The organism is Bradyrhizobium sp. SZCCHNS2022, assembly GCF_032377575.1.
Classification (GTDB): domain Bacteria; phylum Pseudomonadota; class Alphaproteobacteria; order Rhizobiales; family Xanthobacteraceae; genus Bradyrhizobium; species Bradyrhizobium aeschynomenes.
The window spans coordinates 5401669-5427941 of sequence record NZ_JAUHHZ010000001.1; the positions used below are offsets into that span (position 1 = coordinate 5401669).

24 protein-coding genes are annotated in these 26273 nt (G+C 66.0%); 13 read left to right on the forward strand and 11 right to left on the reverse strand.

The genetic code is table 11. The features are described 5' to 3' along the window. The first annotated feature begins 1 nt into the window (after nucleotide 1). From QXZ94_RS24145 to atzF, 3 genes are all read left to right on the forward strand, one after another. On the forward strand, nucleotides 2-508 hold the full coding sequence (locus tag QXZ94_RS24145) for a MarR family winged helix-turn-helix transcriptional regulator (RefSeq protein ID WP_315722533.1): 507 nt from the start codon (nucleotides 2-4) through the stop codon (nucleotides 506-508). A 352-nt stretch (nucleotides 509-860) separates the two neighbouring features. Continuing rightward, nucleotides 861-1403, forward strand: a complete 543-nt coding sequence (locus QXZ94_RS24150) for a DUF805 domain-containing protein (protein WP_315722536.1) — start codon at nucleotides 861-863, stop codon at nucleotides 1401-1403. Nucleotides 1404-1653: 250 nt separating this feature from the next. Further along, nucleotides 1654-3459 (forward strand): allophanate hydrolase, encoded by a 1806-nt coding sequence (atzF, locus tag QXZ94_RS24155; protein WP_315722538.1) that lies wholly within the window; start codon nucleotides 1654-1656, stop codon nucleotides 3457-3459. Nucleotides 3460-3528: 69 nt separating this feature from the next. Here atzF and QXZ94_RS24160 read toward each other — a convergent pair whose 3' ends face one another. The 9 genes from QXZ94_RS24160 to QXZ94_RS24200 form a co-directional block, all read right to left on the reverse strand. Next, a complete protein-coding gene (locus QXZ94_RS24160; RefSeq protein ID WP_315722540.1) occupies nucleotides 3529-4260 on the reverse strand; it encodes a GntR family transcriptional regulator in 732 nt (243 codons plus the stop codon). Between the two features lie 3 nt (nucleotides 4261-4263). After that, complete coding sequence (hpxZ, locus tag QXZ94_RS24165; protein WP_315722542.1) at nucleotides 4264-4656, reverse strand: oxalurate catabolism protein HpxZ; 393 nt, start codon at nucleotides 4654-4656, stop codon at nucleotides 4264-4266. Then, nucleotides 4637-6037, reverse strand: coding sequence for an AtzE family amidohydrolase (locus QXZ94_RS24170; RefSeq protein WP_315722544.1), 1401 nt, complete (start codon nucleotides 6035-6037; stop codon nucleotides 4637-4639). Before QXZ94_RS24170 ends, hpxZ begins: the two co-directional genes overlap by 20 nt. A gap of 7 nt (nucleotides 6038-6044) precedes the next feature. Then, nucleotides 6045-6236: a DUF4089 domain-containing protein gene (locus QXZ94_RS24175; protein WP_315722546.1), complete on the reverse strand. Its 192-nt coding sequence runs from the start codon at nucleotides 6234-6236 to the stop codon at nucleotides 6045-6047. Nucleotides 6237-6249: 13 nt separating this feature from the next. After that, a complete protein-coding gene (locus QXZ94_RS24180) occupies nucleotides 6250-8058 on the reverse strand; it encodes an ABC transporter ATP-binding protein (RefSeq protein ID WP_315722548.1) in 1809 nt (602 codons plus the stop codon). Between the two features lie 201 nt (nucleotides 8059-8259). Further along, the gene (locus tag QXZ94_RS24185; protein ID WP_315722550.1) at nucleotides 8260-9159 is read right to left on the reverse strand and encodes an ABC transporter permease; all 900 of its coding nucleotides are present in this window, start codon (nucleotides 9157-9159) and stop codon (nucleotides 8260-8262) included. After that, nucleotides 9156-10169: an ABC transporter permease gene (locus tag QXZ94_RS24190; RefSeq protein ID WP_315722552.1), complete on the reverse strand. Its 1014-nt coding sequence runs from the start codon at nucleotides 10167-10169 to the stop codon at nucleotides 9156-9158. Before QXZ94_RS24190 ends, QXZ94_RS24185 begins: the two co-directional genes overlap by 4 nt. Nucleotides 10170-10365: 196 nt before the next feature. After that, nucleotides 10366-11988: an ABC transporter substrate-binding protein gene (locus QXZ94_RS24195; protein ID WP_315722554.1), complete on the reverse strand. Its 1623-nt coding sequence runs from the start codon at nucleotides 11986-11988 to the stop codon at nucleotides 10366-10368. A 195-nt stretch (nucleotides 11989-12183) separates the two neighbouring features. Then, entirely contained in the window at nucleotides 12184-13605 is a 1422-nt protein-coding gene (locus QXZ94_RS24200; protein WP_315722556.1) for a caspase family protein, read from the reverse strand. A 100-nt stretch (nucleotides 13606-13705) separates the two neighbouring features. Between QXZ94_RS24200 and QXZ94_RS24205 the strand changes: the two genes are divergently transcribed. From QXZ94_RS24205 to QXZ94_RS24215, 3 genes are read left to right on the forward strand one after another with little or no spacing between them, the layout of a single operon-like run. Further along, nucleotides 13706-14272 (forward strand): hypothetical protein, encoded by a 567-nt coding sequence (locus tag QXZ94_RS24205; RefSeq protein ID WP_315722558.1) that lies wholly within the window; start codon nucleotides 13706-13708, stop codon nucleotides 14270-14272. 19 nt (nucleotides 14273-14291) lie between these two features. Then, on the forward strand, nucleotides 14292-14777 hold the full coding sequence (locus QXZ94_RS24210) for a hypothetical protein (RefSeq protein ID WP_315722559.1): 486 nt from the start codon (nucleotides 14292-14294) through the stop codon (nucleotides 14775-14777). A gap of 54 nt (nucleotides 14778-14831) precedes the next feature. After that, nucleotides 14832-15272, forward strand: coding sequence for a hypothetical protein (locus QXZ94_RS24215; protein WP_315722561.1), 441 nt, complete (start codon nucleotides 14832-14834; stop codon nucleotides 15270-15272). 10 nt (nucleotides 15273-15282) lie between these two features. Here the strand turns inward: QXZ94_RS24215 and QXZ94_RS24220 are convergent, their stop codons facing one another. Together QXZ94_RS24220 and ugpB are read right to left on the reverse strand one after the other, a co-directional pair. Continuing rightward, the gene (locus tag QXZ94_RS24220; RefSeq protein WP_315722563.1) at nucleotides 15283-16236 is read right to left on the reverse strand and encodes a phosphotransferase family protein; all 954 of its coding nucleotides are present in this window, start codon (nucleotides 16234-16236) and stop codon (nucleotides 15283-15285) included. Next, on the reverse strand, nucleotides 16236-17561 hold the full coding sequence (gene ugpB / locus QXZ94_RS24225) for a sn-glycerol-3-phosphate ABC transporter substrate-binding protein UgpB (RefSeq protein ID WP_315722565.1): 1326 nt from the start codon (nucleotides 17559-17561) through the stop codon (nucleotides 16236-16238). Before ugpB ends, QXZ94_RS24220 begins: the two co-directional genes overlap by 1 nt. 581 nt (nucleotides 17562-18142) lie before the next feature. On the opposite strand from ugpB, the gene QXZ94_RS24230 reads away from it, so the two are divergent. The 7 genes from QXZ94_RS24230 (at nucleotide 18143) to QXZ94_RS24260 (ending at nucleotide 26269) form a co-directional block, all read left to right on the forward strand. Next, nucleotides 18143-20077 carry an ATP-binding protein gene (locus QXZ94_RS24230; RefSeq protein WP_409998808.1) on the forward strand — a complete coding sequence of 645 codons (1935 nt, stop codon included), beginning with the start codon at nucleotides 18143-18145 and terminating at the stop codon, nucleotides 20075-20077. Continuing rightward, on the forward strand, nucleotides 20047-21792 hold the full coding sequence (locus QXZ94_RS24235; RefSeq protein WP_315722567.1) for a DUF3369 domain-containing protein: 1746 nt from the start codon (nucleotides 20047-20049) through the stop codon (nucleotides 21790-21792). The genes QXZ94_RS24230 and QXZ94_RS24235 overlap by 31 nt, the downstream gene beginning before the upstream one ends. After that, nucleotides 21789-22535 carry a response regulator gene (locus QXZ94_RS24240; RefSeq protein ID WP_315722569.1) on the forward strand — a complete coding sequence of 249 codons (747 nt, stop codon included), beginning with the start codon at nucleotides 21789-21791 and terminating at the stop codon, nucleotides 22533-22535. Before QXZ94_RS24235 ends, QXZ94_RS24240 begins: the two co-directional genes overlap by 4 nt. 240 nt (nucleotides 22536-22775) lie before the next feature. After that, complete coding sequence (locus QXZ94_RS24245; RefSeq protein ID WP_315722571.1) at nucleotides 22776-23387, forward strand: sigma-70 family RNA polymerase sigma factor; 612 nt, start codon at nucleotides 22776-22778, stop codon at nucleotides 23385-23387. A 346-nt stretch (nucleotides 23388-23733) separates the two neighbouring features. Further along, a complete protein-coding gene (locus QXZ94_RS24250; RefSeq protein ID WP_315722573.1) occupies nucleotides 23734-25137 on the forward strand; it encodes a cytochrome ubiquinol oxidase subunit I in 1404 nt (467 codons plus the stop codon). Beyond that, nucleotides 25134-26144, forward strand: coding sequence for a cytochrome d ubiquinol oxidase subunit II (gene cydB, locus QXZ94_RS24255; protein WP_315722575.1), 1011 nt, complete (start codon nucleotides 25134-25136; stop codon nucleotides 26142-26144). The genes QXZ94_RS24250 and cydB overlap by 4 nt, the downstream gene beginning before the upstream one ends. Continuing rightward, nucleotides 26144-26269 (forward strand): DUF2474 family protein, encoded by a 126-nt coding sequence (locus QXZ94_RS24260; protein WP_315722577.1) that lies wholly within the window; start codon nucleotides 26144-26146, stop codon nucleotides 26267-26269. The genes cydB and QXZ94_RS24260 overlap by 1 nt, the downstream gene beginning before the upstream one ends. The last annotated feature ends 4 nt before the right edge of the window (nucleotides 26270-26273 follow it).

The following is a 26273-nucleotide window of genomic DNA, read 5'->3' on the forward strand; positions in this document are numbered from 1 at the left end:
CATGAGCGAGAAATCCGGAACGCCGCGCAAGGCGCAGCCGCGCGTGCCTGAGGCGCAAGGCCTCACGCTCGATCTCGACCGCTATGTGCCGGCCTTCATCACCTTCATCGCCAACAAGCTGTCGAACAGCGCCACCGCGTTCTATCAGCGCAATTTCGGCGTCAACGTCACGGAATGGCGGATCATGTCGCTGCTGGCGATCGAGCCGGGCATTCCGGCCTCGCGCATCTGCAGCGTGATCGGCTTCGACAAGGGGCCGGTCAGCCGCACGCTCGCGCTGATGAAGGGACGCGGACTGATCGCGATCCGCAACGATCCGCAGGACGGCCGCAGCCATTCCATCTCGTTGACCGCCAAGGGCCGCGCGACCCATGACAAGGTGATCGTCGCCGCGCTGGAGCGGGAGCGGCGCCTGCTGGCGTGCCTCGACGAGAATGAGCAGGAAGTGCTGATCGAGCTGCTGCGCCGGATCCACGACAATCTCGACGCGGTCACCGGCGCGAGCTGAGCCGTTCCGACCCCGTCCATTGAGCCGCTGACCATTGCGGCCGGGCCCTCGTCTGGCGCGCACGCAAGCGGCCGCGCCTGCTTCGCGCAGGCTGCGCATGGCGTCTCCATCCCTCGTTCGAGGCGCGCGTGATCCCGCGCCTGCGTCGTTCACGGAGGCAATAGTTCCACAGATTAGTTGCTTTGGCAACCATAGAATCTTGGCCAGGCGACTTGCCGCAACGCGTAACGAGGTCAGTGCGGCGCGATGCCTCCAATTTTACGCATCCGCGAAGGCGCGCAGCAATTTCGCTCTGATATGCACAATCCCGAGGACGGCGCCGTCGCTGCGACGCGGCCTGCGGGAGAGGCGGATGTTGGGGTTCATCTTCGGGTTCAATGCGCGCCTTGGCCGGCTGCAGTATTTTCTAGCCACGCTCGGTCTCATCGTCGTCTCCATCATCCTGATCGTGGTTCTCGCGGTTGCGCTGGCTGCCGTGGCGCCGCACGGATCAGCGCCGACGTTGAGCTGGCCGATCATGGCAGCGATCGGGCTGGTGGTGCTGGCGAGTCTGATGCTGCAAGCAATGCGCATCCGCGACATCGGCTGGGACCCCGTCTGCGTGATCCCGGCCTGGATCGCGGTCATGGTGCTCGACTATGTCGTCGCCATGCGCTTCCCCGAATATGCGGCGACGTCGTCGCACCACGGCACCTGGGTCGGCGGGCTGATCAATCTCGGCCTCACCGTCGCGCTGCTGTTCTTCCCGAGCGGCGCAGACGACGCCGGAGTCTCGGGAGGGACCATGGTCAGCCGAACGCCGTCGCCCTCGTTCCGCAGCGCCCGCAGCACGGGCTCCACCTCAGAGGCAAGGCTGGCGCGCATCACCGGCGGTGACGCCGGTCGCCGCGGGTAACCGGTCGCGCCCCTGCATCCCTTTGCCTACAGATTAGGCACATCGCCCCGACATCCGAGGCGCAAGGCCCGGAAGACTTGGCGATCTCAGGACCAACCTACTGACAGCACGCGTTTTTCGTCGGAAGACGCGCTGTCACCCTCATGTACACAATGGCACATGGCTTGCTACGTTCGCGGCAGGATCGCGAAGCGGAGTGCAACGACATGGCAGGTCATCGATCGGGCTCAGACGCGACGCGGAGCGTCGCGTGACCGAAACCGTCGCCGAGATCGTCGCCGCTCACCGCGTCGGCCTGACGCTTCCCCGAGAGACGGTTGCGCGCTGCTACGCGCGGATCCGATCGCACGATGATGCCGCGATCTTCATCAGCCTTCGCGACGAGACGGATGCGCTCGCCGAGGCCGCGGCCCTCGAGGGCAGGGACGCCGCGGCGCTGCCGCTCTACGGCGTACCTGTCGCCGTGAAGGACAACATCGATGTCGCGGGACTGCCGACCACGGCAGCCTGCCCGGCCTTTGCCTATACGCCCGCGCGCGATTCCACTGCCGTGGCGCGGCTGCGCGCGGCCGGCGCCATCATCATCGGCAAGACCAATCTCGACCAGTTCGCGACCGGCCTCGTCGGCGTCCGCTCGCCCTATGGCATTCCGAAGAACCCCGTTCGAGCCGATCTGGTGCCGGGCGGATCGAGCTCCGGCTCGGCGGTCGCCGTCTCGGCCGGCCTCGTGCCACTGTCACTCGGCACGGACACCGCCGGCTCGGGCCGCGTGCCCGCGATGCTCAACAACATCGTCGGGCTGAAGCCGAGCCTCGGCATGATCTCGACGGCCGGGCTGGTGCCGGCCTGCCGTACGCTCGACTGCATCTCGGTGTTCTCACTGACGGTCGACGATGCCGTGACGGCGCTTTCGGTGATGGCAGCGCCCGATCCGCTCGATCCGTTCTCGCGCGACCGGCCGCTGGCTGCCGTGACCGCATTTCCGAACGGTGTGAAGCTCGGCATCCCCCGCCCAGGACAGTTGATCTTCTTCGGTGACAAGGCAGCCGAGGCCGCCTACGGCGCTGCAGCCGCCCGCTTCGTCAAGCTCGGCGCCGAACTCGTCGAGTTCGACCTCGAACCATTCTACGAGACGGCGCGGCTGCTCTATGAAGGCCCGTGGGTCGCCGAGCGCTATCTCGTGATCCGCGATCTCCTCGCCTCCGATCCCGACGCGATTCATCCGGTGACGCGCGAGATCACCATCGCCGGCACGCGCGTCAGCGCGGCCGACACGTTTGCGGCGCTGTATCGGCTGCAGGCGCTGCGCAAGGTCGCCGAGCGCACCTTCGCGGGCCTCGACGCGCTGCTGCTGCCGACGGCGCCGACCGCCTACACGACCGCGGACGTGCTGGCCGATCCGATCCTGCTCAACAGCCGACTCGGCACCTACACCAACTTCGTCAACCTGCTCGACATGTGCGGCCTGGCCGTGCCGGCCGCAATGCGCGGTGACGGCATTCCGTTCGGAATCACGCTGCTCGCACCGGCCGGGCGCGACGCCGCGCTCGCCAGCCTGGGCCGCGCCTTCCACGCCGACACGGCGCTGCCGGTCGGCGCCAAGAAGGTCCCGCAGCCGCCGCTGGCGCCCTTGCCGCCGTCGCTGCACGGCGACGAGGTCGCGCTCGTGGTCGTCGGCGCGCACCTTTCGGGCATGGCGCTCAATCACGAACTGACGGGTCTCGGGGGCCGGCTGCTGGAAGCGACGAAGACTGCGCCTGATTACAGGCTCTACGCGCTGCCCACGACACCGCCCAAGCCCGGCATGCTGCGGATCGAACAGGGTCAGGGTCGCGCGATGGATGTGGAGATCTGGGCGCTGTCGGCGGCGAGCTTCGGCACGTTCGTCAATCTCATCCCGCCGCCCCTGTCGATCGGCACCATCAGGCTTGCTGACGGCCAAACCGCGAAAGGCTTCCTGGTCGAGCCCGCGGCCCTCGGCGGCGCCCGTGACATCTCGGAGTTCGGCGGCTGGCGCGCGTACATGGCGCAAGCTTACACGGCGCAAAGGGATTGATCGTCCTCGTCCTTGCTTCGCTGCGCTGGCAAGAACGGAAACCCGATTGGCCGTGTCAGTGCAACTCACCTACACCGACACAGCGTAGATCTCGTACTCGCCGCGGACCAGCTCGATATGCGCTTTCATGGCGCTCGCCGCGCCGGCCTTGTCGCCGCGCAGGATGGCGATGACGACGCGGTCGTGCTCGGCATGCGACTTGGCGAGGCGGCCGAGATTGCGGAACTGGGCGCGGCGGAACGGCTGCACGCGCACCCGCGTCGCCAGCGTGATCTCGGCGATATAGGCGTTGTGCGCACCGGCATAGATCGCGTTGTGGAAGCGCTCGTTGACCTCGTGAAAGCGCTCGGGATTGCCGGCGTGGCTGAGATTGCGCAGCTCCTCGTGAATGGCTTCGAGCCGCTGCCGCTCGACCGGTGTCATGCGCTGCGCGGCGAGTCCGGCGCAGAGGCCTTCGAGCTCGGCCATCGCCTCGAACATGCCGGTCAGGCGGTCGACGGACGGCCGCGCCACGACGGCGCCGCGATGTGCGCGCGCCTCGATCAGGCCGGAGGCGGCGAGCTGCCGCAACGCCTCGCGCACTGGCGTACGTGATACATTGAAGCGCTTGGCAATCTCGGTCTCGTCGAGCGGCGCGCCGGGCGCCAGCGCGCCACGCACGATATCGTCGGCGAGTTGCAGACGCAGCTCCTCGGCGCGCGTGATCTTCGCGACGGCGGGCGGCGCACGTTCGCTGCGCGGCAGAACGGAGTCACGAACGAGCCGCTGACGCGTCCGCGGCGGGAGATCGTCCAGGCTCATGCCTCAGCCGCCTTTTGCTTCGTCGATGACGCTGACATGGGCGGCAACGATTCTCCAGCCCTCCGGAAACCGGATCCAGGTCTGCATCTGCCGCCCGACCTTGCCGGGCGCGCTGTCGCGATAGAACAGGGTCGAGGCGACCGCGCTGTCGCGGCCATAGGTGGTGATCACGGTGCGCGCGGTCCGCCGCATCAATCCGACCGGCGAGCGCGCCGAACGGAACGCCGCGATCTCGCCATAGCCGTAGAGGTTTTCGCCGATGCCGTAGCGCAGCGTGCGCGAGTCCTGGCGGAACAGCTCGTCGAGCACGGCGACATCGTTGCTGACCAGCGCCTGTTCGTAGCGCTGGAACTGCGCGGTCACCTCTGCGACGACGTCAGGCAGATCGACTTTCATTCTCCAGAACTCCTCTCGGGGCCGGCGCAGCGGCGACGCCAAGCTGTTGCAAGGCGTGGGCCACACGCAATGCGACATGTTCGCACCAGGGCGCGGCGATGATCTGCACGCCGATGGGCATCGGCTCGAGCGGAATCGGCACAGCGACGACGGGAAGTCCTATGAACGAGATCGGCTGCGTATGAATGCCGATATTCGCGCGCACCGGCAGCTCGACGCCGTCGAGCACGAAGGTCGCCTGCCCGAGCTTCGGCGCGATGCATGGCGTCGCCGGCGCGATCAGCACGTCGACCGACTTGAACAGCTCCAGCACGCGGGCGCGGTACCAGCGGCGAAACTTCTGCGCGCGGTCGACCATCGGCGCCGGAATCATCGCGCCCGCGATCAGGCGATCGCGCACCGCCGGATCGAAATCGCCGGGGCGCGTGCGCAGGCGATCGAGATGCAGCGAGGCACCTTCCGTCGTGCTGATGACATAGGCTGCCGCACGGGCGCGGGACGCCTCGGGCACATCGACAACGTTCGTTACCTTCAACGCCGTGGCCACGCGCGCCACGGCTTCCGCGGCTTCAGGAAACAGGTTGTTCTGGAAGTGGCCGCCAGCAAGCGCAATGCGCAGACCGTCGAGTCCTTGCGAGAGCGAGCCGGACACCGGCTCCGGCCCGCGCGTCGTACAGGCCGCGTCATCCGCATCAGCCCCCTGCATCACGTCGTAAGCGAGCGCGAGATCCTCCACCGAGCGCGCGAAGGGGCCGAGGTGATCGAGGCTCATCACGAACGGAAACGAGCGTGCGCGCGACAGCCGGCCGTAGGTCGGCTTCAGGCCGAAGATGCCGCAGAACGACGAGGGCACGCGGATCGAGCCGTTGGTATCCGAGCCGAGCGCGATCGGCACCAGGCCGCCGCCGACGGCACTGCCCGAGCCGCCCGACGAGCCGCCGCTCATCCGCGTCGGATCATGCGGATTGCGCGACGGGCCATCGTGGATATTCTCGCCGGTGAAGTCGTAGGCGTATTCACCCATGTTGAGCGCGCCGACGAGCACCGCGCCGGCAGCCTCCATGCGCGCGATCAGCGTCGCATCGCGTGCGGCCGGCGGACGATCGCGATTGATCTTGGAGCCGGCGCGGGTCGGCAGGCCCTCCACATCGAACAGGTTCTTCACCGCGAACGGCACGCCGGCGAGCGGGCCGACGGGCCTGCCTGCGGCGATATCGGCATCCACGGCGCGCGCCTTCGCGCGTGCGCGCTCCGCCGTCACGTCGGTGAAGGCGTTCAGCACGCCATCGCGCGCGGTGATCCTTGTCAATGCGGCTTCGGTGGCTTCCGCGGCGGAAAGCTGGCGGGCAGCGACCGCAGAAGCGATGGCGGTCGCGGTCATGTCGGGATCAAGCGGTGAAGACACTGGCAGGCTCAGCTTCGTCTGGCAGGGAAAACTCGTCGACCAGCTTCGCCATCTTCAGCGAGACCTCGAGATTGGCCCGGATTGCCGGACGCCACGCGTCCTCGATCGAGAGCCCCAGGGCGCGCCCGACCGCGTCGATGTAGTCGTCCCAAGCCTTGTCCAAAGGTTCGGCCATGCCGTCTCTCCTCTCAATGTGCCGGCAACGGCGGGTGAGGAATCGCCGTCAGTAGCTCACGCGTGTAGGCGTCCTGCGGATCGCCTAGCACACGTTCGGCGCTGCCCTGCTCGACGATTCGACCCGACCGCATCACGATCACACGATCGCACAACAGCCGCACCACATTCAAATCATGGGAGACGAACAGATAGCTCATGCCCAATTTCTGCTTGAGATCCTGCAGCAGATTGAGCACGACGGCCTGCACGGAGACATCGAGCGCCGCCGTCGGCTCGTCGAGAATCACCAGCTTCGGGTGCAGTGCAATCGCACGGGCGATGCCGACGCGGGCCTTCTGCCCGCCGGACAATTGGTGCGGAAAGCGGTCGAGCAAATTGAGCGGCAGGCCGACCATGGTCGCGAGCTCCTCGCAGCGCGTACGAAGCGCGTCGCGTCCCTTGATGTCACCGAGTTGCAGGATGGGATCGGCGATGGCGCGCGCCGCGGTGAAGCGCGGATTGAGGCTGTCGGTCGGATCCTGGAACACCATTTGGATGCGGCTGCGCAGCGGCAGACGGGCAAAGGTCTGCGGCAGGATGTTGCCGATCTCCTCGCCGTCGAAGCTGATGCGGCCAGAGGTCTGGTCGAGCAGCCGCATCACCATCATCGACGTGGTCGATTTGCCGCAGCCGGATTCGCCGACAAGGCCGACGCTCTCGCCATGACCGACCGTGAAGCTGATGCCGTCGACGGCGCGGAACACCTCCGGCTCGATCGCCGGCTTGCGGCCGAACAGCTTTGACAGCGTCGCCGAGGCGCCCTGGCGGGGATATTCCTTGACCAGCTTGTCGACGAGCAGGAGCGGCTTGGCGCTGCTCACGCTCCGCTCGCCCTCCTCACTCCGCTCGTCACCCCCGGGCTTGCCCCGGGGGTCCATCACCTCGAGCGAGTCTTCCGAAGCGGGATGGATCGCCGGGTCAAGCCCGGCGATGACGGCCGGTGTTTGGAGCGATGCCTCATCCTCCGGCAACAGCTCCCGCAGCGACACACCCAGCCGCGGCGTCGCGCGCATCAGCTTGCGCGTGTAGGGATGCTGCGGGTTGGCGAAGATGTCCGCAGCCTTGGCCGTCTCGACCACCCGGCCCTTCTCCATCACCACGACGCGGTCGCAATAGGCGGCGGCCAGACCCAGATCGTGCGTGATCAGGATCGTCGACATGCCCCGGCTCCTGGTGAGCTCGACGACGAGATCCATCACCGCCTTCTGCGTGGTGACGTCCAGGCCCGTCGTCGGCTCGTCCGCGATCAGGAGCTGCGGATTGCAGGCCAGCGCCAGCGCGATGACCACGCGCTGGCACATGCCACCGGACAATTCGAACGGATAGGCGTGATAGCGCTCGCGCGGACGGGCGATCTTGACCTGCTCGAGCGCGGCGATCGCCTTTTCGGCGCGGTCGCTTGCGGCCGCCTGCGCGTGCTGCTTCAGCACGTCCTCGATCTGCTGACCCACTTTCCGGATCGGGTTGAGCGCGGCGCGCGGGTTCTGGAAGATCATCGAGATCTCGCGCCCGCGCAGGTCGCGCATCGCACTCTCGTCGGCCGCCTTGACGTCGACGCCGGAGAACATCACCGAGCCCTCGGCGATTCGCCCGGCGCGGTCGAGGATGCGCATGACCGCGTAGGACGTCACCGACTTGCCCGAGCCGGATTCGCCGACGATCGCCAGTGTCTCGCCCTTGGCGACGGAGATGTCGACATGCTGCACCGCCTTGACGATGCCGCGGCGGGTGGAGAATTCGACGGTGAGATCGCGGACGTCGAGCAGCGGCTGGGCGGTCATGAGGGGCTCCACGTGTGCGGTGCGCTCCCTCTCCCCGTTCTTACGGGGAGAGGGTTGGGGTGAGGGGCAGCCGCGCGGGTAGTACTAATTGGTGAGACCTGTACCCCCTCACCCGGATTGCATCTTCGATGCAATCCGACCTCTCCCCGCAAGCGGGGAGAGGTTAAGGAAGATCCAGTCAAGCAACACACACTCATCGCCTCACGTCCTGCGCTGGGGATCGACGATGTCGCGCAGGCCGTCCCCGAGCAGGTTGAAGCAGAACACGGCGATCATCAGCGCAAGGCCGGGAAACAGCGCGATCCACCATTCGCCCGAGACCATGAAGGAGGCGCCCTCGGCGACCATGATGCCCCATTCCGCCGTCGGCGGCCGCACGCCAAGGCCGATGAAGGACAGGCCGGCGGCGTTGAGGATGGCGTAACCCATGGTCAGCGACATCTGCACGATCATGATCGGCATGATGTTGGGCAGGATGTGGCCGAGCAGGATGCGCATCTCGCTGTTGCCCGACAGACGTGCGGCCTGCACGAAGCCTGCGTTACGGCGGACATTGGCTTCCGCGCGCGCGACGCGGGCGTAGAGCGGGAAGTTCACGATCGCGGTCGCGATGATGATGTTCTGCACGGTGTTGCCGAGCGCGGCGACGATACCCATGGCCAGCACGAACAGCGGAAACGCCATGATCGTATCGGCGATGCGGCCGACGACGCGGTCGGTCCAGCCGCCGAAGAAGCCGGCGGCGACGCCGGCGAGGCCGCCCATGAAGAACACCAGCGCGACGGAGGCGACCGCGATGAAGGTGTCGAGCCGGGTCGCGACCACGACGCGGCTGAAGATGTCGCGGCCGAGCTGATCGGTGCCGAACCAGTGCGCCGCCGATGGCGGCTTCAGCGCGGAGGCGGTGTCGCTGGCGAGCGGATCATACGGCACGATCCAGGGTCCGAAGATCGCCGCGAACAGGATGATCACCAGCAGCCCGAAGGCAAAGCCGGTGACCTTGTTCTCGGCGAGCACATAGCGCGCATGCCCGATCAGGGCGACGAGTCCGGATGTGCGGGTGGAGACGGCAGGTTCCAGGGTCGGCGCGACAGTGCTCATCCTTCCAGCCTCACACGGGGATCGATGACGCCATACAGAATGTCGATGACGAGGTTGAGGATCACGTACATGACCGCCATCGTCAGCACGAAGCCTTGCACCGGCGCGAAGTCGGAAGCGATCAGCGCCTCGACTGCGTAGGAGCCGATGCCCGGCCAGGCGAAGACCTTCTCCACCAGCACGTTGGCGCCGAGCAGGAAGGAGAACACCATCGACAGCGTGGTGATCACCGGCAGCATCGCGTTGCGGAACGCATAGGTGACGGTGACGGTCGAGGGCGACAGGCCCGAGGCGCGCGCGGTGCGCACGAACTCCGACGACAGGATCGCCAGCATCGAGGCGCGCGTCATGCGCGCGATCGGCGCCAGCGAGAAGATCGCGAGCGTCGCGGCGGGCAGGATCAGCTGGCTCAGCGCCGAGCGGAACGCCTCGCCGTCACGGGCGATCAGCGTGTCGATCAGGTAGAAGCCGGTCACATTGTTCGGCGCGCTGTAGAACACGTCGAGCCGGCCGAGCGGCGCCGGCGACCAGCCGAGACGGAAGTAGAACACATAGACCAGCACCAGGCCGGTGAAGAACACCGGCAGCGAGACGCCGGCCGTGGTGACAACGCGGCAGGTGTGATCGATCCACGATCCCGGCCGCGTCGCGGCGAGCACGCCGAGCGGCAGCGCGATCGCGACGGATACCAACAAACCGAGCAGCGTGAGCTCCGCCGATGCGGGCAGGCGGTTGCGGATCTCGGTGGCGACCGGCTGTCCCGTCGTCAGCGAGCTGCCGAGATCGCCATGGGCGAGATCGACGGTGTAGCGGAAAAACTGTTCGACCAGCGGCTTGTCGAAGCCGAGCTTCTTGCGGATCTGCTCGACCGCTTCCTTGGTCGCGGCGGGACCGGCGAAGTAGGCGGCGGGATCACCCGGCAGCGCGCGGGTGAGCAGGAAAGTGACGATCACCACGCCGATCAGCGAGGGGATGGCGAAGGCAAGGCGCTTGGCGATCAGGCTCAGCATGGGCAAACATTCCCCATATCTGCGCTCGACGTCGCCCCACGGCGCAGTGCGCTCCCTCCCCCCTTGTGGGGGAGGGCTGGGGAGGGGGGTGAGTCGAGAAGGCGGTGCCCGTGGCTACCCCCCTCCCTGCCCCTCCCCCACAAGGGGGGAGGGAATGAGAGAGATCGGGCCGCCTCACTCGCCCCAATCACGATCCTCACCCCTTCACCAGCGCGCGATAATCCAGCCGGCGGTGGAACCAGTACTGATAGCCGGAGATGTTCTTCTGCATCGCGACGTTGACGAACGGCTGATACAACGGGATGCGCGGCACCTCGGCGAAAGCGAGATCGACGAAGCCCTTCACGTCGGCATCGTACGTCGCCTTGTCGCCGGTCGCGGCGGCGTCGCGGGCGCCGTTGATGAGCTTGTCCATCTCCGGCGACTTGTAGCTCATCGTGTTGAACACGGAATTGTTGCCGTGATAGCACCAGTAGAAGAAGTACTCGGGGTAATCGAGCCAGCCCGAGAAGATGTTGGTGAAGAGCGGCATCTCCTTCTTGTTCAGCTCGGTGCGCCAGTTGGCGCCGGGCACCTTGTTGATCGTCGTCTTGATGCCGAGTTGCGCCAGGCTCTCCTGCACCAGCACGCAGAGCGGCTCGTTGACCTGCGCGAAGTTGAGATCGAACGAGATTGTGGTCTCGAAGCCCTGGGCGTAGCCGGCCTCGGCCAGCAGCGCCTTCGCCTTCTCCATGTCGGTCGCGTACTTCGTCGGCTGCGGCCAGGCCACCTCGGTCGGCTTGTCGGCCGGCGCACCGAACATCGGATTGGCGAGGCCGAACATCACGGCGTCGATGATCTTCTGATACGGCATCGCATAGGCGAGCGCCTGGCGCACCTTGGGATTGTCGAACGGCGGCTTGGTGACGTTCATGCCGATGTACTGGATGCCGTTCGAAATCGGCAGCGAGATCACGGTGTGCTTGCCGTTCGACTTCATCTCCTGGAAGTCCTTGTTCGGCAGCTCATAGGAGATGTCGGCGTCGCCGCGCTCGAGCAGCGCCCGGCGGTTGCCGGCCTGCGGCACCATGCGCCAGATCACGCGCTTGATCTTGGGCAGCGGACCGCACACCCAGTCGTCATTGCGCTCCATGATGACTTCGGTGCCGGCGGTCCACTTCGTCACCTTGTAGGCGCCGGAGCCCGCGGTCTGCTGCTTGGTGTATTCGAGGCCCCACGGGTCCTTTTCGGTGGCGTTCTTCTTCACCAGCTCGGAATTGACCACGCAGGGCACGATGACCGCGAGATCGGGGATCGTCAGCCGGTCCTTCTTCAGGAAGTCGACCCTCACAGTGTGGTCGTCGACGATGACGAACTGCTCGGGCTTGGTCAGCGAGCCCGCGCTCATCTGGAAGGTCGGAAAGCCGCCGACGCTGACGGCGCGGTCGAGCGACCACTTCACATCCTTGGCCGTGACCGGCGTGCCGTCGTGGAATTTGGCGTTCTTGCGCAGCTTGAAGGTGGCGGACATGTCGCCGATGGTCATGTCCTCGGCAAGCTCGGGCTTGAACTTGTCGCGGTCGTAGTAGGGCACGCCGCCCGGGCCGCTCTTCATCTCGTGGCTGATCAGCCGGTCGTAGCAATTCCAGGAGACTTCATAGCCCGGCACGTTGGTGCCGATGCCGTGAATGTCGAGGTTGTTAGGACCGCCCTCGGACACGATCAGCAGCGTCTCGGACCGCGCGTCCGCTTTGGCGGAAGACATGACTGCCGGCGCCATCGGCAGCGCAGCCCCAGCAGCCAGGCCGGAAACGGACTTCAGAAAATCACGACGCTTCATCAAATGCTCCCACCAGAATACGACCGGCGGGGAACGGGATCGCAAGCTTCGTGCCAAGTCGACCGGACGGCCAACCGATTGAAGACGCGACGATTTTAAAAACAGGTCCAACGTGGCCAGCGCCTCGTTGCATACAGGCGATCAAAATTGACCAGAATATGTGCAGACTTCCCGCTGATGATCGATCACCGCGCCCTATTGGCAAAAGTCCTCGTTGTTGATGCGCAGGCAGCGCGGACTCGCCGCGACCTTCTGGCGCGAACAGCCGTCCCTGGCGTCGATCTTCTTCAGCGCCCGCAGCGCGGCCATTGTCGGGCGGTACCAAAGATAGTGCTCATCGGTGAGCTGCGAGGCACGCCGGAGGCCGCCGACCGTCGGCGCATCGAACATCCCGCTGGGCTGTCCGCCGAAGCAGGCGAGCCGAGCCAACTCGTCCTGAAGCCGGGAAATCAGCTCGCGCCCTTCAAAGGTCGGTCCGGCGCTGTCGAGCACCGCCGCCTCACGGAGCCGCGACGCTGCGGCGCGCGCCTCGGCTGCCTCGGGCGAGTCCGGGAATAGCGACGCCACGAGATCGAACGCATCGGGGGTGCGGACCTTGCGGGCCCTCGTCAGCACCTCGGCCGCGGTCGAGACATTGGCGGGCGCGCGATCGGCGGACGCTGCCCTGCGCTGCTGCAGAACGCTGCGCGCTCGTGCGGCCTCCTCGCTGCCCGGAAAGCGGTCGACGAGCAACTCGAACAGAGCGAGGTTGTCGGTTTCGATCGCTGCCGCAAGCAGTTGAGCTGAAGGGCTCGGCGGCGGTGCCGGCTGGACGAAGTAGAAGTCCGCCTCGATCGAGGTCGACTCCCAGGGGATCTGCTGCTCGGCAGTCGCCAGACGAACCTGGCGTCGGACGCTCTTGAAGACGTCTTCGAGCTTCTCGCCCGGCGCGCCGATCGCCTGCGCGAGCGCGAGCGTGTAGGGGCTGTGACCATTGTCACCGTCGAAAGCCGCTTTGCCGGAGCCCGTGGCCGACGCGATGAAGGCGCCGTAGACCGCGCCCATCGGCGCCAGCCCGAGCAGAGCATTGGCCGTCGCGGCGCCTTCCGGAAACGGATTGTCCCGGCACGCATCGAGGATCAGAATGTTCACCCGGTTACCGGCCGACGACAGCCGGTCGGCGATGCGCTTGACGCTGACGGCATGGCCGGCGATGTCGGCCTTGCGCTTGATCTCCGCGTCGACCGGCACGAGATAGTTGATCCCGTCGCTCTCCAGGCCGTGACCGGCATAGTAGAGCACCGACACGGCGTCGGGCCCGCGCTGCTTGATCGCCTGCACGAACGCCTCGACATCCTCGCTCATGGCTTTGAGCTCGCGGTTGGCCTTCAGCGTCACCTCGAAGCCGAGCTTGCGCAGCCTGTCCGCGATCAGGTCGGCGTCCTTGCTGGGATTTTCCAGCGGCCTCAGCCGGGCATACGCGGCATTGCCGATGACGAGCGCGACGCGCGGTGCCGAGGCCGGCACCGTCTTCCGCGGGGCTTCGGCAGCAAGGCCGGCCGCCAGACCTTGAAAGACGAGCAACAGCGTCAGAGACACCAGAGGCCAGACCGAGTGCCGGAAAAATGTTGTTCGCATGTCCGTAGTATATCGAAGCGCCGGCAGCCGGCCACCATCATCGAATTGACGTCAGACAGCGTCTATGGTCCGCTTTGCCTTTCCATTCCGCAGCGCCCTGATGCCGCGATTTTCATTCATATTGCTGATGAGCTGCTGTCTGTGGAGCGCCTCGGCCGCTGCCGAGGTACTGAGCGGCCGCGAATTCCAGAACCTGCTGGCGGGTGGGCCGGAGGGGACCACGATCGTCTTTCGCGGCGGCACGGACAAATTGTTCTTCTCCCCCACGTTGAAGAACAGACTGCGGGCGAGCCCCGAACTGGGTCCCGATTTCATCAGGCAGAAGATCCTGCGCAGCACCGTCGCCGAGGGCGTGTTCGTCAGCGCATCGATCGAGAACGGCAAGCCGCGCATGATCAGCGGCATTGCCGGGATCGCCGCCGACAGTGACAGCGGCCACGGCATCCTGACACTGCTGCAGACCTTTCCCGACGACACCAGCCTCAAGGCGTTCGAGAAGCGCGACCGGCTCTATGCCGTCGTCATCGTCGAGGACGCACCAGGCGGCGTTGTGTGCCGCAAATCACAGTGGGAGAAGCTGTTTGCGCTCAAGGGAGATCCGAAGATGACAACGGTGCCGTGCGAATTCCTGGTGGGCAACGCGATCACGCCGTCAGCGGCTCCGTGAGGACGACGAGGGGGACGATATGAGGAATGTTGGCGTTCGCAGCGCGCCGCTCGCGCGGGGTTCTCGACATTGGCAGCTGGTGGCGGCGCTGGCGCTGATCACACTGCTCGGATCGCTGCCGACAAGACCGGCGATGGCGGCAGCCATTCTGAACGCGGCAGCCACCACCGCCGTCGGCGGGCTCGGCATCTGCAGCAGCAAGCAGGGCAAGGACCTCTACAATTGCGTCGCCGATGTGCTCGACCGCATGGCCTCCAGCATCGGCGCCGCCAATGTCCCGGAGACGCAGCGTGCGTTGCAGACCGCGGCGGCCGGATTGCGCGCCGCCACATCCAAGTCCCAGGCGATCTCGGCGATCGCGCGCTGCCAGTCGGTGATCTCGGGAGCGCTCAAACAGGTGCGCGCGGCCGGCGGTCGCTACGTCCCGGGATGGGGCGACACCGGCCTGACCTCCATCTCCAGCGTGCTGTCACGCGCGATCCAGTTGATCCAGAGCAAGGGCTGACACAACGGAGAAATGAAAATGCCCGCTCAGCGACGAATGTCCGCCGTGCGTCTCTTGACGCCGATCCTGGCCTTGCTGGGGTTCAGCCTCCTCGCCGGCACGCCCGCGCGCGCGGATGCCGGCATGGCCGCGGCAGCGGTGTCAGCGAATGGAGGTCTTGCGGCCTGCTCCGCCAATACGGGCAAGGCGCTGTATGATTGCATCGCCAATGTCCTGGACAGGCTGAGCAGCGACATCACGGCGCCGGGCGTCCCGGAGACGCGCCGGGCGCTCAGCAATGCGGCAGCGAAGCTGCGGGCCGCCACGACCAAGGCGCAGGCCTTGTCCGCCGTCACGCAGTGCCGGGCGCTGATTTCAGGGGCGCTCGCGAAGGTCCGCGCGCTGGGCGGCGGCTATGTCGCCGGCTGGGGCGGCGGCGCCGGAGGGGGTTCGGGGCTGGCCGCGGTCGCCGATGTGCTCGCGCGCGCGGCGAAACTGATACAGACCAAAGGCTGAGCCGTGCGTGTCAGCCCGGCCAGACCAGTTCCTGCAGCTCATCGAAGCTTTGGACCTTGGCCGGCCAGTCCGGTATGCAGATGTGCCGGACGGGATCGCTGGCCTGATGCAGCAGCATCAAAGCGAGCAGCCGGCGCTTCAGCGTCCAGGTGAGGTCCGCCGGCGTGAGGCCATAGCCCTCGAACAACGCACGCACGCGTCCCGCATGTCCGGCCGCCATGAACGCGCTCGGCCCGAGCAGGTCGTATTCACCGAACCCGGTGAAGACATCGCCGAAATCGAACAGGCCGCTCACGCGCCAGCCGTCACCGTCGCGCGCGATGAGGAAATTCTCCGGGATGTATTCGCCGGTCAGAATGACTGACGGCGGATCTCGCGGCAACAGGGCGGCCGCCTGCTGCAGCAGAACATCAAGTCCGTCGAGAAGCCGTTCCGGCAAGCCCAGCCGCGTGTGGCGCGCACGGCATCCGGCCATTTGCGCCTGCAGGACATCCGGCCAGCGCGGTTCGAGCGCAAGCAGTTCGCCGGGCGGGATACGCTGCACGTCTGCGATCAGGCGACCGAGTTGCCGAAGCAAATTTTGCTTGTCGGCCTCTGCCAGCTGCGGCCAGACCTCTGCAGCGGCGATGCCGTGGAGCCGCGTCATGATCAGGTAGGACCAGCCGTCGCGCTCTCCCTCATGCAGCAGTTCGGGCGTCGCAACGGCGGCAAGGCGCTTGAACACCACCCGCAGCGTGGCTCGCTCCGACAGGAATTGCCTGCGATGGATGGATGGGAAGATCTTCAGAATTGCATCGCCGCCGAGTGCTGCGACGAGATTGGTGCCTGCCGTAAAGGGCACGAGGCGCGCGCCGCCATACCCATGGCCGTTGACGATGTCCCTCGCGGCCGGCGGCCACTGCCCTCCATCGGCACGCAGGCGCCTGAGCTCGGCCGCATCGGTCACCCGTGGCAACGCCGTCATCAGCGATCCGGACTGGCGCGCTCGAATTGCCGCAGCAGCCGGTTGCCGCGCTCAACGGCCGCATCGAGCGCGGCCTGCGCCGGCTTGCGGCCGCCGAAGGCCTGCTCCATCTCGTCCTCGATCGCATCGCGGATCAGCACGAAGGAGCCGAGCCGCAGCCCTCTGGAATTTTCTGTCGGCGGATGCAGCGTCACCTGCTCGATGGAGATCGCCGTCCCGGGATTACGGTCGTAGAAGCCCTGTGCGCGCGTCAGATCGAACGCGGCCCGCGTGATCGGCAGATAACCCGTGTTCTGGTGCCAGGCCGCCTGGATGTCAGGGCGCGACAGATAGGCGAAGAATTTGGCGACGCCCTTGTACTCGGCGCCGGGACGATCGCGCAGCACCCACAAGGTCGCACCGCCGATGATCGAATTCTGCGGCGCGCCCGCAATGTCGGGCCAGTACGGCATCATGCCGTAGCCGACCTCGAACTTCGAATTGGCCTTGATGTCGGCGCGGGTGGCGGAAGAGCCGATGAAGATACCGCACTCGCCTTTCTGGAAGCGCGGCTCCGCAGCCTGACCACGTCCGGCATAGTCGAAGACCTTGCTCTTCTGCCATTCGGCGAGCTGCGCGATGTGACGGCTGACCTGCGGATTGTTGAAGGTCAGGACGGCGTCGAGGCCGGCAAAGCCATTGGCTCGCGTCGCGATCGGCAGATTGTGGAAAGCAGAAAAATTCTCGATGTTGATCCAGGCCGGCCAGGAGGTCGTGAAGCCGCAGGCCATGCCGTGCTGACGCAGCCGCTTGGCGGCTTGTCCGAGCTCGGTCCATGTTCTTGGCGGCACCGCAGGATCGAGACCGGCTGCACGAAACTGATCCTTGTTGTAGTAGAGAATCGGTGTCGATGCATTGAACGGGAAGGACAGCATGTTACCGTCGGCATCGGAGTAGTAGCCGGCGACAGCCGGCAGATAGGCCGATGGCGAGAAGCTCTCCTGCTCGTCGCGCATCAGATCGAACACGGGATAGATCGCGCCCTTGGCCGCCGTCATGGTGGCGGTCGCGATCTCGTTGACCTGCACGATGGCAGGCTGCGTGCGCGAGCGGAACGCGAAGATCGCGGCCGTCACCGTTTCGGTGTAGCTCCCCTTGTAGCTCGGCACGATCCGATATTCGGACTGGGAGACATTGAAGCCGTCCGCCAACCTGTCGACCTGCCGGCCGAGCTCTCCCGACATCGCGTGCCACCACACGATCTCGGTGGCGGCATGGGCCGTGGCGGCGCAGAACGCCGTGCAGAAAAGAATTGCAATGGAAACAGAGCGAAAGAAGACCGTCACCGGAGGCCAGCTCCAAATTCGATGAATGAACGCGCGTGAACTGAAAATCGCAATCGGACCAAGTTTAAAGTTCGGCAACCGACGGCTGCAACAAGTTTCAGGCAAACCATTGACGCGTAGCGCTTTGGCGTCAGAATGGCCTTATAGCACCTGCCAAGGACCGACATTGAACCTTTTCGTTTTCAGGCCGACCTCATCATCAAGGGGAAAGTGTTGCCTGTGTACCGCGCCCGCCTTTCGTTGATCTCGAGAGTGGACGCCTCGCCGGTGCTGACGCAGGCTGTGGCGGGCGCGCGACGCTGCCTGCCGCTTTCGGAGTTCCCATGCCTTGCCGCGCGGCCTGGGACGAGGCCGGTTGCGTCGCAACAGGAGAGCCTCGCTGCGCAAGACGGATCCCGCGCAAGCCGGTTCCCGGCAAGCCCGAGGTAGCGATCGTGGCACGCTTCAAGCAGCGGGGATCCGTCGAGCGACCGCTCAGCCTGGCGGTGCTCGGCCGTGCGCGGATCGTGCGCGTGCTCAGGGCGGTGCCGATCCGCTGGCGCATCCTGTCCATCGCGGCCCTCAACTCGGCGGTCGTGATCGTGCTCGCGGCGCTGATCTGGAACGGCGCGCAGGTGTTGGGAACCGCCTGGGACGACGTCCGCCAGGTGCGCGAGTCCGACAAGGTGCTGGCGCTGCTGGAAAGCGAGACCAGCCGGCTGCAGAACCTCATCCATCGCTACATCAATCAGCCGAGCCCGGAGCTGTTCGCCGAAATCCTGCTGCTGCGCGAAGCCGTGCTGGGCACGCTGACGACCCGTGCTTCGACGGACCCGATGCTGTCGGGATCTGTCGAGGAGCTGGAGCGGGTCACGGTTCGCTTCCTGGACGGCTTCGGCGAGCTGCGCGGCCTGCAGGCCACGATCTCCAAGACCTATGAGGACGAGGTGCTCGGTCCCGCCCGCGACATCGCCGGACTTTATTCGGTGATCGAAGGCGCGACCGGCCACCGCGACGCACAGATCTGGCCCTCGCTCGGCAAGTCGCGCGAGGCGTTCACCGCGATGCTGGTGGCCGCGAACTCCTATTATCTGTCGCTCGCCCCCGCTTCCGCCGATGATGCCCGCCGCAACATCGAGACGATCGAGAAGACCATTCCCGTCATGTCGGGCCTTGCCGACAATGACCTGCAGCGCCTCGCTCTGCAGCGGCTGTCGGCGCGGACCGCGGCGCTGCGCGCCGGGTTTTCCAAGCTGACCGACCAACTGAGCAATCGCACCGAGCTCCTGCGCAACACCATCGATGCGAGCCAGGCCGAGACCATCGCCGCCATCGACGGCCTCTCGGTGAAGATGCGCCAGCACGAGCAGAAGGCGCAGGCGACATTCGACAAGACGCTGCGCGACATCTCCCGCCGCGTGCTGTCGATCGCGGTGGTCTTCCTCGGCATCATCCTGTCCGCCGGCGTCCTGATCGCGCTCTCCATCCGCCTTCCTCTGCAGCAGATCATGGCGTCGATGCGCGCGATCACGCTGGGCGACTACGATCGCAAGGTCCAGGGCACCGACGCCCGCGACGAAGTCGGCGCGATGGCGCGCGCCGTCGAGATCTTCCGCGAGAATGCGATCGCCAAGCGTGAGACCGAGGACGAGCTGCGGACCTCCAAGGAGAAGGCCGAGAGCGCGCTGCTCGAGCTCAATGCCGCGCAGCGCAATTTGATCGATGCAGAGCGGCTGGCTGCGCTGGGCGGGCTCGTCGCCGGCGTCGCGCATGAGGTCAACAATCCGATCGGCATCAGCCTGACGGTGGCGTCGAGCTTCGCGCGCCGCGTCGAGATGTTCGAGGCGGCCCTGCGCTCGCCCGAAGGCGGCCTGCGCCGGTCGCAGCTCGAGGAGTTCGTGCGTTCCTCGCGCGATGCGTCCGAGCAGCTGGTCGCCAATCTGCAGCGCGCCGGCGAGCTGATCCAGTCGTTCAAGCAGGTCGCCGTCGACCGCTCGCATGCGGAGCGGCGGACCTTCGTGCTGAGCGAGGCGACCGACCAGATCATCACCAGCCTGAAGCCGGTCCTCAAGCGCGCGCCGATCACGCTCTCCGTCGACGTCCCGGAGGGCCTCTTCATCGATGGCTATCCCGGGTTCTACGGCCAGATCCTCACCAACCTGTTCCTCAACGCCGTCAACCATGCCTTTGCCGACGGCCGCGCGGGGACGATCTCGATCACCGCGCGGCCGCGCGGCGCGGATGACATCGAGATCATTTTCGCCGATAACGGTGCCGGCATGACCCCCGACGTGCAGCGCCAGGCCTTCGATCCGTTCTTCACGACGCGCCGCAACGAGGGCGGGACGGGATTGGGGCTGCATATCGTCTACAATCTCGTGACGCAGCAGCTCGGCGGCCGCATGATGCTGGAATCCCGCGAGGGACAAGGCACGACTTTTCGGATTATCATGCCCCGGGTCGCCAAGGGCGGCGCCGAGACAGCAATAGGTGACGGAACGACGCAATGGCCGAACAGGACGATGTCCTCCACCTGATCGACGATACCGGCTTCGACGAGGACGCCCAACCGGCCCGGAAATGGAAGATCGCCGTCATCGACGATGACCATGCCGTGCACGAGGGTACGCGCTTTGCGTTGTCGGACTACAGCCTGAACGGACAGGGGCTGGAAATCCTCTCGGCCTATTCGGCCGCCGAGGGCCGCACTCTGATGCGCGAGCATGGCGACATCGCCGCGGTGCTGCTCGACGTCATCATGGAGACCGACGTCGCCGGCCTCGAGCTCGTCGAATACATCCGCAACGAGATCAAGAACGAGACCGTCCGCATCATCCTGCGCACCGGACAGCCCGGCCAGGCGCCGGAGCGGCGCGTCATCGTCCAGTACGACATCAACGACTACAAGGCCAAGACCGAGCTCACCGCCGACAAGCTGTTCACCTCGCTGACCGCGGCGCTGCGCAGCTATCAGCAGCTCGAGCGCATGGTGCAGACCCGGCGCGGCCTCGAGATCATCATCGACGCGGCCTCGACGCTGTATGACTTCAAGTCGATGCAGCGGCTCGCCGAGGGCGTGCTGACCCAGATCGCCTCCCTGCTCAACGTCGATTGCGCAGGGATCCTGGTGCTGCGCGACGACGGCAGCCAGACCGAGGATTTCTCGGTGCTGGCCGGCTCCGGCTGCTACAGCCGCTTCTCCGGCGCCGTCACCTCGCGATCGCTCGATCCGGATCTGCGCGACATGGTCGAGGCCGCCTTCCGGCAGCGCACGAACGAATTCGCCGACCACAAGACGGTGCTGTATCTGCGGACCGGCTCCGGCCGCGAGGTCGTGGTGCTGCTGCAGGCCGAGCGGCCGCTGTCCGAGACCGACCGCTCGCTGGTGGAGATCTTCTCGAGCCGGCTGTCGATCGCCTTCGACAATGTGATCCTCTATCAGCAGCTGCACGAGGCCAACACCCAGCTCGAGGACCGCGTCGCCCAGCGCACCCGCGCGCTGATGCAGGCCAACAGGCGGCTGTCGGCGCAATGGCTGCGGCTGCAGCGCGCGAACGGCTTCAAGAACGAGATTCTGGGCACCGTCGCCCACGATCTCAAGAACCCGCTCGGGGTGATCCTCGGCCGCACCGAAATGCTGACCGAGCTGATCGCGACCGGGGCTTCCGCTGAGGGCATCACCAGCCAGATCGGCCACATCCGCGACGCCGCCAAGCGGCTGACCTCGATGGTCGACCATCTGATCTCCGATGCGATGGCCGACGCCTTCGACATCACCATCCGCCGAGAGCCGGTCGACGTCGCCGCGCTGATCCATGAGGTCGTGGAGGCCAACCAGCCGCTGGCGCTGAACAAGCAGCAGGTCATCGCCGTGTCGGCGCCGCCGCAGCTCTCCACCATGTGCGACATCGACCGCATCCGCGAGGCGATCGACAATCTCCTGAGCAACGCCATCAAATACAGTCCGATCGGCGGCCGCATCAGCGTGAAGGTCGCCGGCGACGGTGACAACACGATCATCGGCATCACCGACCAGGGCGCCGGGCTGTCCCCGGAGGACCTCGGCCGGCTGTTCGGCCGGTTCCAGCGGCTGTCGGCCAAGCCGACCGCCGGCGAGAGCTCGACCGGGCTCGGCCTGTCGATTGTCAAACGCATCGTCGACATGCATGGTGGCGAGGTGACGGCCAAGAGCGATGGGCCGGGATCGGGGTCAACCTTCACCATCACACTGCCTGCGGCCGAGTTGTCATGAGTCAGAGCCAGCACATCATCATCGTCGACGATGAGGCCCCCGCCCGCGAAATGGTGGGGGATTACCTCAAGATGCACGGCTTCACGGTGACCTTGTGTGACGGCGGCAAGAGCCTGCGCAGCGCCATCGAGACCGGCCCTGCCGATCTCGTCGTGCTCGACCTCAACATGCCCGAAGAGGATGGCCTGTCGATCATCCGTGACCTCAAGGGCCGCACCAACATCCCCGTCATCATGCTCACCGCCACCGCCAGTCCCATCGACCGGGTGGTCGGGCTGGAGCTCGGTGCCGACGATTATGTCGCCAAGCCCTGCGAGCTGCGCGAATTGATGGCCCGGATCCGCTCCGTGCTGCGCCGCAGCGTGCCGGCCAAGGCTGCCGTTGCGGCCGCCCCGGAGCCAGCTCCCGCCAAGGCTCCGGACCCCCAGCTGGTCCGGTTCGGCACGAAATGGCTCGACCTCGATGCCCAGGCGCTGCGGGACGATGAAGGCAACGAGCACCCGCTGACGGCCTCCGAATTCGGCCTTCTGAAAGTCTTCGCCGCCAACCCGAAGCGGGTGCTGTCGCGCGAGCGGCTGCTGGAGCTCGCCAATGCCAGGGATGCCGAAGCGTTCGACCGCGCCGTGGACCTGCGCATCATGCGCATCCGCCGCAAGATCGAGCCTGACCCGACGAAACCGGCCGTGATCCGCACCATTCGCGGCGGCGGCTACCTGTTTTCGCCGTCCGGCGAGAAGGCCTGAATCAGCTTTTCGGCGTGTTTCGCACGAGCGCAGCAGCGGCTTTCGTGCCTGATTCAGTTCCGCATTTTGGAATACGGCACAATTCCGCCATGACTGTTTCGCGATGTGCGGCGCGATGAAACAATTCTGCAGTCGCACGAAACCATTTTCCTGTTTTCGTGCAGACGTCCCGAAACGGGCGCTCATTAACAATCCATCCCGTCGAAACGCCGCAAGGGGGCGGTGGAACGGGAGAGTGTCATGCAGAACGTCGTTGCCATCAATTCCGCAGCCAGCCAGGGCATCATCGCGGCCCAGGCGACCACGGACGACATGCTCCTGGAGAGCATTTCCGATGGCGATCGCACCGCGATGCACACGCTGTATGCGCGTCACAATGTGCGGGTCTATCGCTTCATCCTGCGCATCGTCCGCGACACCACCGTCGCCGAGGACCTCGTCAGCCAGGTGTTCCTGGACGTCTGGCGCACCGCCAAGCAGTTCGAGGGCCGTTCGCAGGTCTCGACCTGGCTGCTGTCGATCGCCCGCTTCAAGGCCCTCACCGCACTGCGCCAGCGCCGCTTCGAGGACATCGACCAGGACGAGGTGCGCGAGATCGCCGATGACTCCGACACGCCGGAGACGTCGCTCGAGCGCTCCACCACCAGCGCCATCCTGCGCGCCTGCGTCGCCAAGCTGTCGCCGGCCCATCGCGAGATCATCACCCTGATCTACTACCACGAGAAGTCGGTGGAGGAGGTCGGCCAGATCATCGGCATCCCGCAGTCGACGGTGAAGACCCGCATGTTCTACGCCCGCAAGCACCTCGCGGAACTGCTGCGCGGCGCCGGCGTTCACAGCCTGGCGGCCTGATCGCCATTCTTCCTCGTCGGGGCCGGCGTCCCGGCGGGTTCCCGTGACACAGAGAAAATCGCCGAATGAAACAATTGAAACATTCGGCGAAATCACCTGGAAAATTTCGGCCACTAGAACGTTATCCATCGACAGAGCGTCAGTCCCCCAGCTGATCTCGGTCTCGAGCGAGCAAATTCCACCTCCAAGGTTGCTCCGAAGGCCCGGCGGATGCCCCCGCCGGGCCTTCGTCGTCTGTGGACCCGCAATGCAGTCCATAGGGCGATTTGACCATTTGATATCGCCTCATCCCGGTGCAATGGTCCGCGCGAGAGGGGCCCAAGCCCCGCAATGACGGACGGTGCGAATGTTCGGTTTGGATGCGGTGGAGCTGGCGCGCGCGCAATTCGCCTTCACGGTCACATTCCACATCATCTTCCCTGCCTTCTCGATCGGGCTCGCTTCCTACCTCGCCGTGCTCGAAGCGCTGTGGCTGTGGACCGGGCGCGACGTCTATCTCAACGTCTTCAATTACTGGCTCAAGATCTTTGCCATCGCGTTTGCGATGGGCGTCGTCTCCGGCATCGTGATGTCCTATCAGTTCGGCACCAACTGGTCGGTCTATTCCGACAAGGTCGGACCGGTGATCGGCCCCCTGATGGCCTATGAGGTGCTGACCGCGTTCTTCCTCGAGGCCGGCTTCCTCGGCGTCATGCTGTTCGGCCTCAAGCGCGTCGGACCGAAGCTGCATTTCCTCGCCACACTGATGGTCGCGATCGGCACCTTGATTTCCGCGTTCTGGATCCTCTCCGCCAACTCCTGGATGCAGACGCCCGCCGGCTATGCCGTGAATGCCGAGGGCCAGTTCGTCTCGGTCGACTGGCTCGCCGTGATCTTCAACCCGTCCTTCCCCTACCGCCTCGTGCACATGGTGCTGGCGGCCTATCTCACCACCTCGCTCGTGGTCGGCGCGGTCGGCGCCTGGCATCTGCTGCGCAATCCGCATCTGCCGGGACCACGCGTGATGTTCTCGATGGCGATGTGGATGGCCGCGCTGGTGGCGCCGCTGCAGATCCTCGTCGGCGATCAGCATGGCCTCAATACCCTCGAACACCAGCCGGTGAAGATCATGGCCATGGAGGGCCATTTCGAGAGCCACAAGGATGGCGCGCCGCTGTATCTGTTCGGCTGGCCCGACCAGGAGAAGGGCGAACTGAAATGGGCGCTCGGCATTCCCAAATTCGGCTCGCTGATCCTCAAGCACCAGATCGACGCGCCGATGGCCGGGCTCGACACCGTGCCCCGCAAGGACTGGCCGCCGGTGCCGATCACCTTCTGGTCGTTCCGCATCATGGTCGGCCTCGGCCTCCTGATGCTCGCGCTCGGCCTGTTCAGCCTCTGGGAGCGCTGGCGCGGCCGGCTGTACATCAATCGCGGCCTGCATCGCTTCGCGATTGCGATGGGTCCCGCCGGCTTCATCGCCGTGATCGCCGGCTGGGTCACCACCGAGACCGGCCGCCAGCCGTTCACCGTGTACGGGCTGCTGCGCACCGCCGATTCCGTGTCGCCGCTGGCGGCGCCGGCGGTCGGTGCGTCGCTGCTCGCCTTCATCATCGTGTATTTCATCATCTTCGCCGCCGGTGTGCTGTACATCCTGCGCCTGATGGCCGAGCCGCCGCATCCCGGAGAGTCCGGCCCGAGCAGTGAGCCGCCGATCCGCACCGCGGGCGTCACGCCGGCCGCCGGCGTCGTGCAGGGAGCCGGATCATGACCGTCGCCGTCGATCTCGCCACGCTCTGGGCGTTCATCATCGCGCTCGCCGTGTTCATCTACGTCGTGATGGACGGCTTCGATCTCGGGCTCGGCATTCTCTTCCCGCTGTTTCCGGGCAAGCAGGACCGCGACGTCATCACCAACACCGTCGCGCCGGTGTGGGACGGCAACGAGACCTGGCTGGTGCTCGGCGGCGGCGGGCTGATGGCGGCGTTTCCGCTCGCTTATTCCATCCTGCTGCCGGCACTGTATGCGCCGCTGATCGCGATGCTGGTCGGGCTGATCTTTCGCGGCGTCGCCTTCGAATTCCGCTGGCGCACCCGTGCCACACGCAATCTCTGGGACATCGCCTTTGCCGGCGGCTCCTGGGTCGCAGCATTGGCGCAGGGCATCGCGCTCGGCGCCATCCTGCAGGGCGTGCACGTCGAAGGCCGGCACTATGCCGGCGGCTGGTGGGACTGGCTGACGCCGTTTTCCATCCTCACCGGCATCTCGCTGGTGGTCGGCTACGCGCTGCTCGGCGCGACCTGGCTGATCCTGAAGACCGAGGGCGACCTGCGCGACAAGGCCTACCGCATCAGCTGGGTTCTGCTGGTCCTGATGCTGCTTGCCATCGCCGCCGTGAGCCTGGCAACGCCGCTGCTCACCATCCAATATGCGCAGCGCTGGTTCAGCTGGCCCGCGATCGTCCTCACCGCGCCGGTGCCGCTCGCGGTGGTCGGCGTCACCGTGCTGCTGATGAAGAACCTCGCGCAGAAGCACGATGGCTGGCCGTTCTTCCTCGCGCTGGCGCTGTTCTTCCTGTCCTATGCCGGCCTCGGCATCAGCATGTATCCCTACATCGTGCCGCAGAGCGTCACGATCTGGCAGGCGGCGGCACCCGAGCGCAGCCAGTTGATCATGCTGCCCGGCGTGCTGGTGCTTGTGCCGCTGATTCTCGGCTACACCGGCTGGGCGTATTGGGTGTTTCGCGGCAAGGTCGGCCACGACGCCGGCTATCATTGATGCCGTCTGAACCGCCCGCGCCGCTCGCGAAGCGCCTCGCCTGGTTCGTCGCGCTATGGTTGGCCGGCGTCGCGGCGGTCGCGACCGTCGCCTTCCTGCTGCGGCTCTGGATGAAGCTCGGATGACGGC

Bases quoted from the DNA above. Each gene is read 5' to 3' on its own strand.
- QXZ94_RS24145 (WP_315722533.1), top strand. From the start codon at position 2: ATGAGCGAGAAATCCGGAACGCCGCGCAAGGCGCAGCCGCGCGTGCCT.
- QXZ94_RS24150 (WP_315722536.1), top strand. From the start codon at position 861: ATGTTGGGGTTCATCTTCGGGTTCAATGCGCGCCTTGGCCGGCTGCAG.
- QXZ94_RS24160 (WP_315722540.1), bottom strand. From the start codon at position 4,260: ATGAGCCTGGACGATCTCCCGCCGCGGACGCGTCAGCGGCTCGTTCGT.
- hpxZ (WP_315722542.1), bottom strand. From the start codon at position 4,656: ATGAAAGTCGATCTGCCTGACGTCGTCGCAGAGGTGACCGCGCAGTTC.
- QXZ94_RS24170 (WP_315722544.1), bottom strand. From the start codon at position 6,037: ATGACCGCGACCGCCATCGCTTCTGCGGTCGCTGCCCGCCAGCTTTCC.
- QXZ94_RS24175 (WP_315722546.1), bottom strand. From the start codon at position 6,236: ATGGCCGAACCTTTGGACAAGGCTTGGGACGACTACATCGACGCGGTC.
- QXZ94_RS24180 (WP_315722548.1), bottom strand. From the start codon at position 8,058: ATGACCGCCCAGCCGCTGCTCGACGTCCGCGATCTCACCGTCGAATTC.
- QXZ94_RS24185 (WP_315722550.1), bottom strand. From the start codon at position 9,159: ATGAGCACTGTCGCGCCGACCCTGGAACCTGCCGTCTCCACCCGCACA.
- QXZ94_RS24190 (WP_315722552.1), bottom strand. From the start codon at position 10,169: ATGCTGAGCCTGATCGCCAAGCGCCTTGCCTTCGCCATCCCCTCGCTG.
- QXZ94_RS24195 (WP_315722554.1), bottom strand. From the start codon at position 11,988: ATGAAGCGTCGTGATTTTCTGAAGTCCGTTTCCGGCCTGGCTGCTGGG.
- QXZ94_RS24200 (WP_315722556.1), bottom strand. From the start codon at position 13,605: ATGCGAACAACATTTTTCCGGCACTCGGTCTGGCCTCTGGTGTCTCTG.
- QXZ94_RS24205 (WP_315722558.1), top strand. From the start codon at position 13,706: ATGCCGCGATTTTCATTCATATTGCTGATGAGCTGCTGTCTGTGGAGC.
- QXZ94_RS24210 (WP_315722559.1), top strand. From the start codon at position 14,292: ATGAGGAATGTTGGCGTTCGCAGCGCGCCGCTCGCGCGGGGTTCTCGA.
- QXZ94_RS24220 (WP_315722563.1), bottom strand. From the start codon at position 16,236: ATGACGGCGTTGCCACGGGTGACCGATGCGGCCGAGCTCAGGCGCCTG.
- QXZ94_RS24235 (WP_315722567.1), top strand. From the start codon at position 20,047: ATGGCCGAACAGGACGATGTCCTCCACCTGATCGACGATACCGGCTTC.
- QXZ94_RS24240 (WP_315722569.1), top strand. From the start codon at position 21,789: ATGAGTCAGAGCCAGCACATCATCATCGTCGACGATGAGGCCCCCGCC.
- QXZ94_RS24245 (WP_315722571.1), top strand. From the start codon at position 22,776: ATGCAGAACGTCGTTGCCATCAATTCCGCAGCCAGCCAGGGCATCATC.
- QXZ94_RS24250 (WP_315722573.1), top strand. From the start codon at position 23,734: ATGTTCGGTTTGGATGCGGTGGAGCTGGCGCGCGCGCAATTCGCCTTC.
- cydB (WP_315722575.1), top strand. From the start codon at position 25,134: ATGACCGTCGCCGTCGATCTCGCCACGCTCTGGGCGTTCATCATCGCG.
- QXZ94_RS24260 (WP_315722577.1), top strand. From the start codon at position 26,144: ATGCCGTCTGAACCGCCCGCGCCGCTCGCGAAGCGCCTCGCCTGGTTC.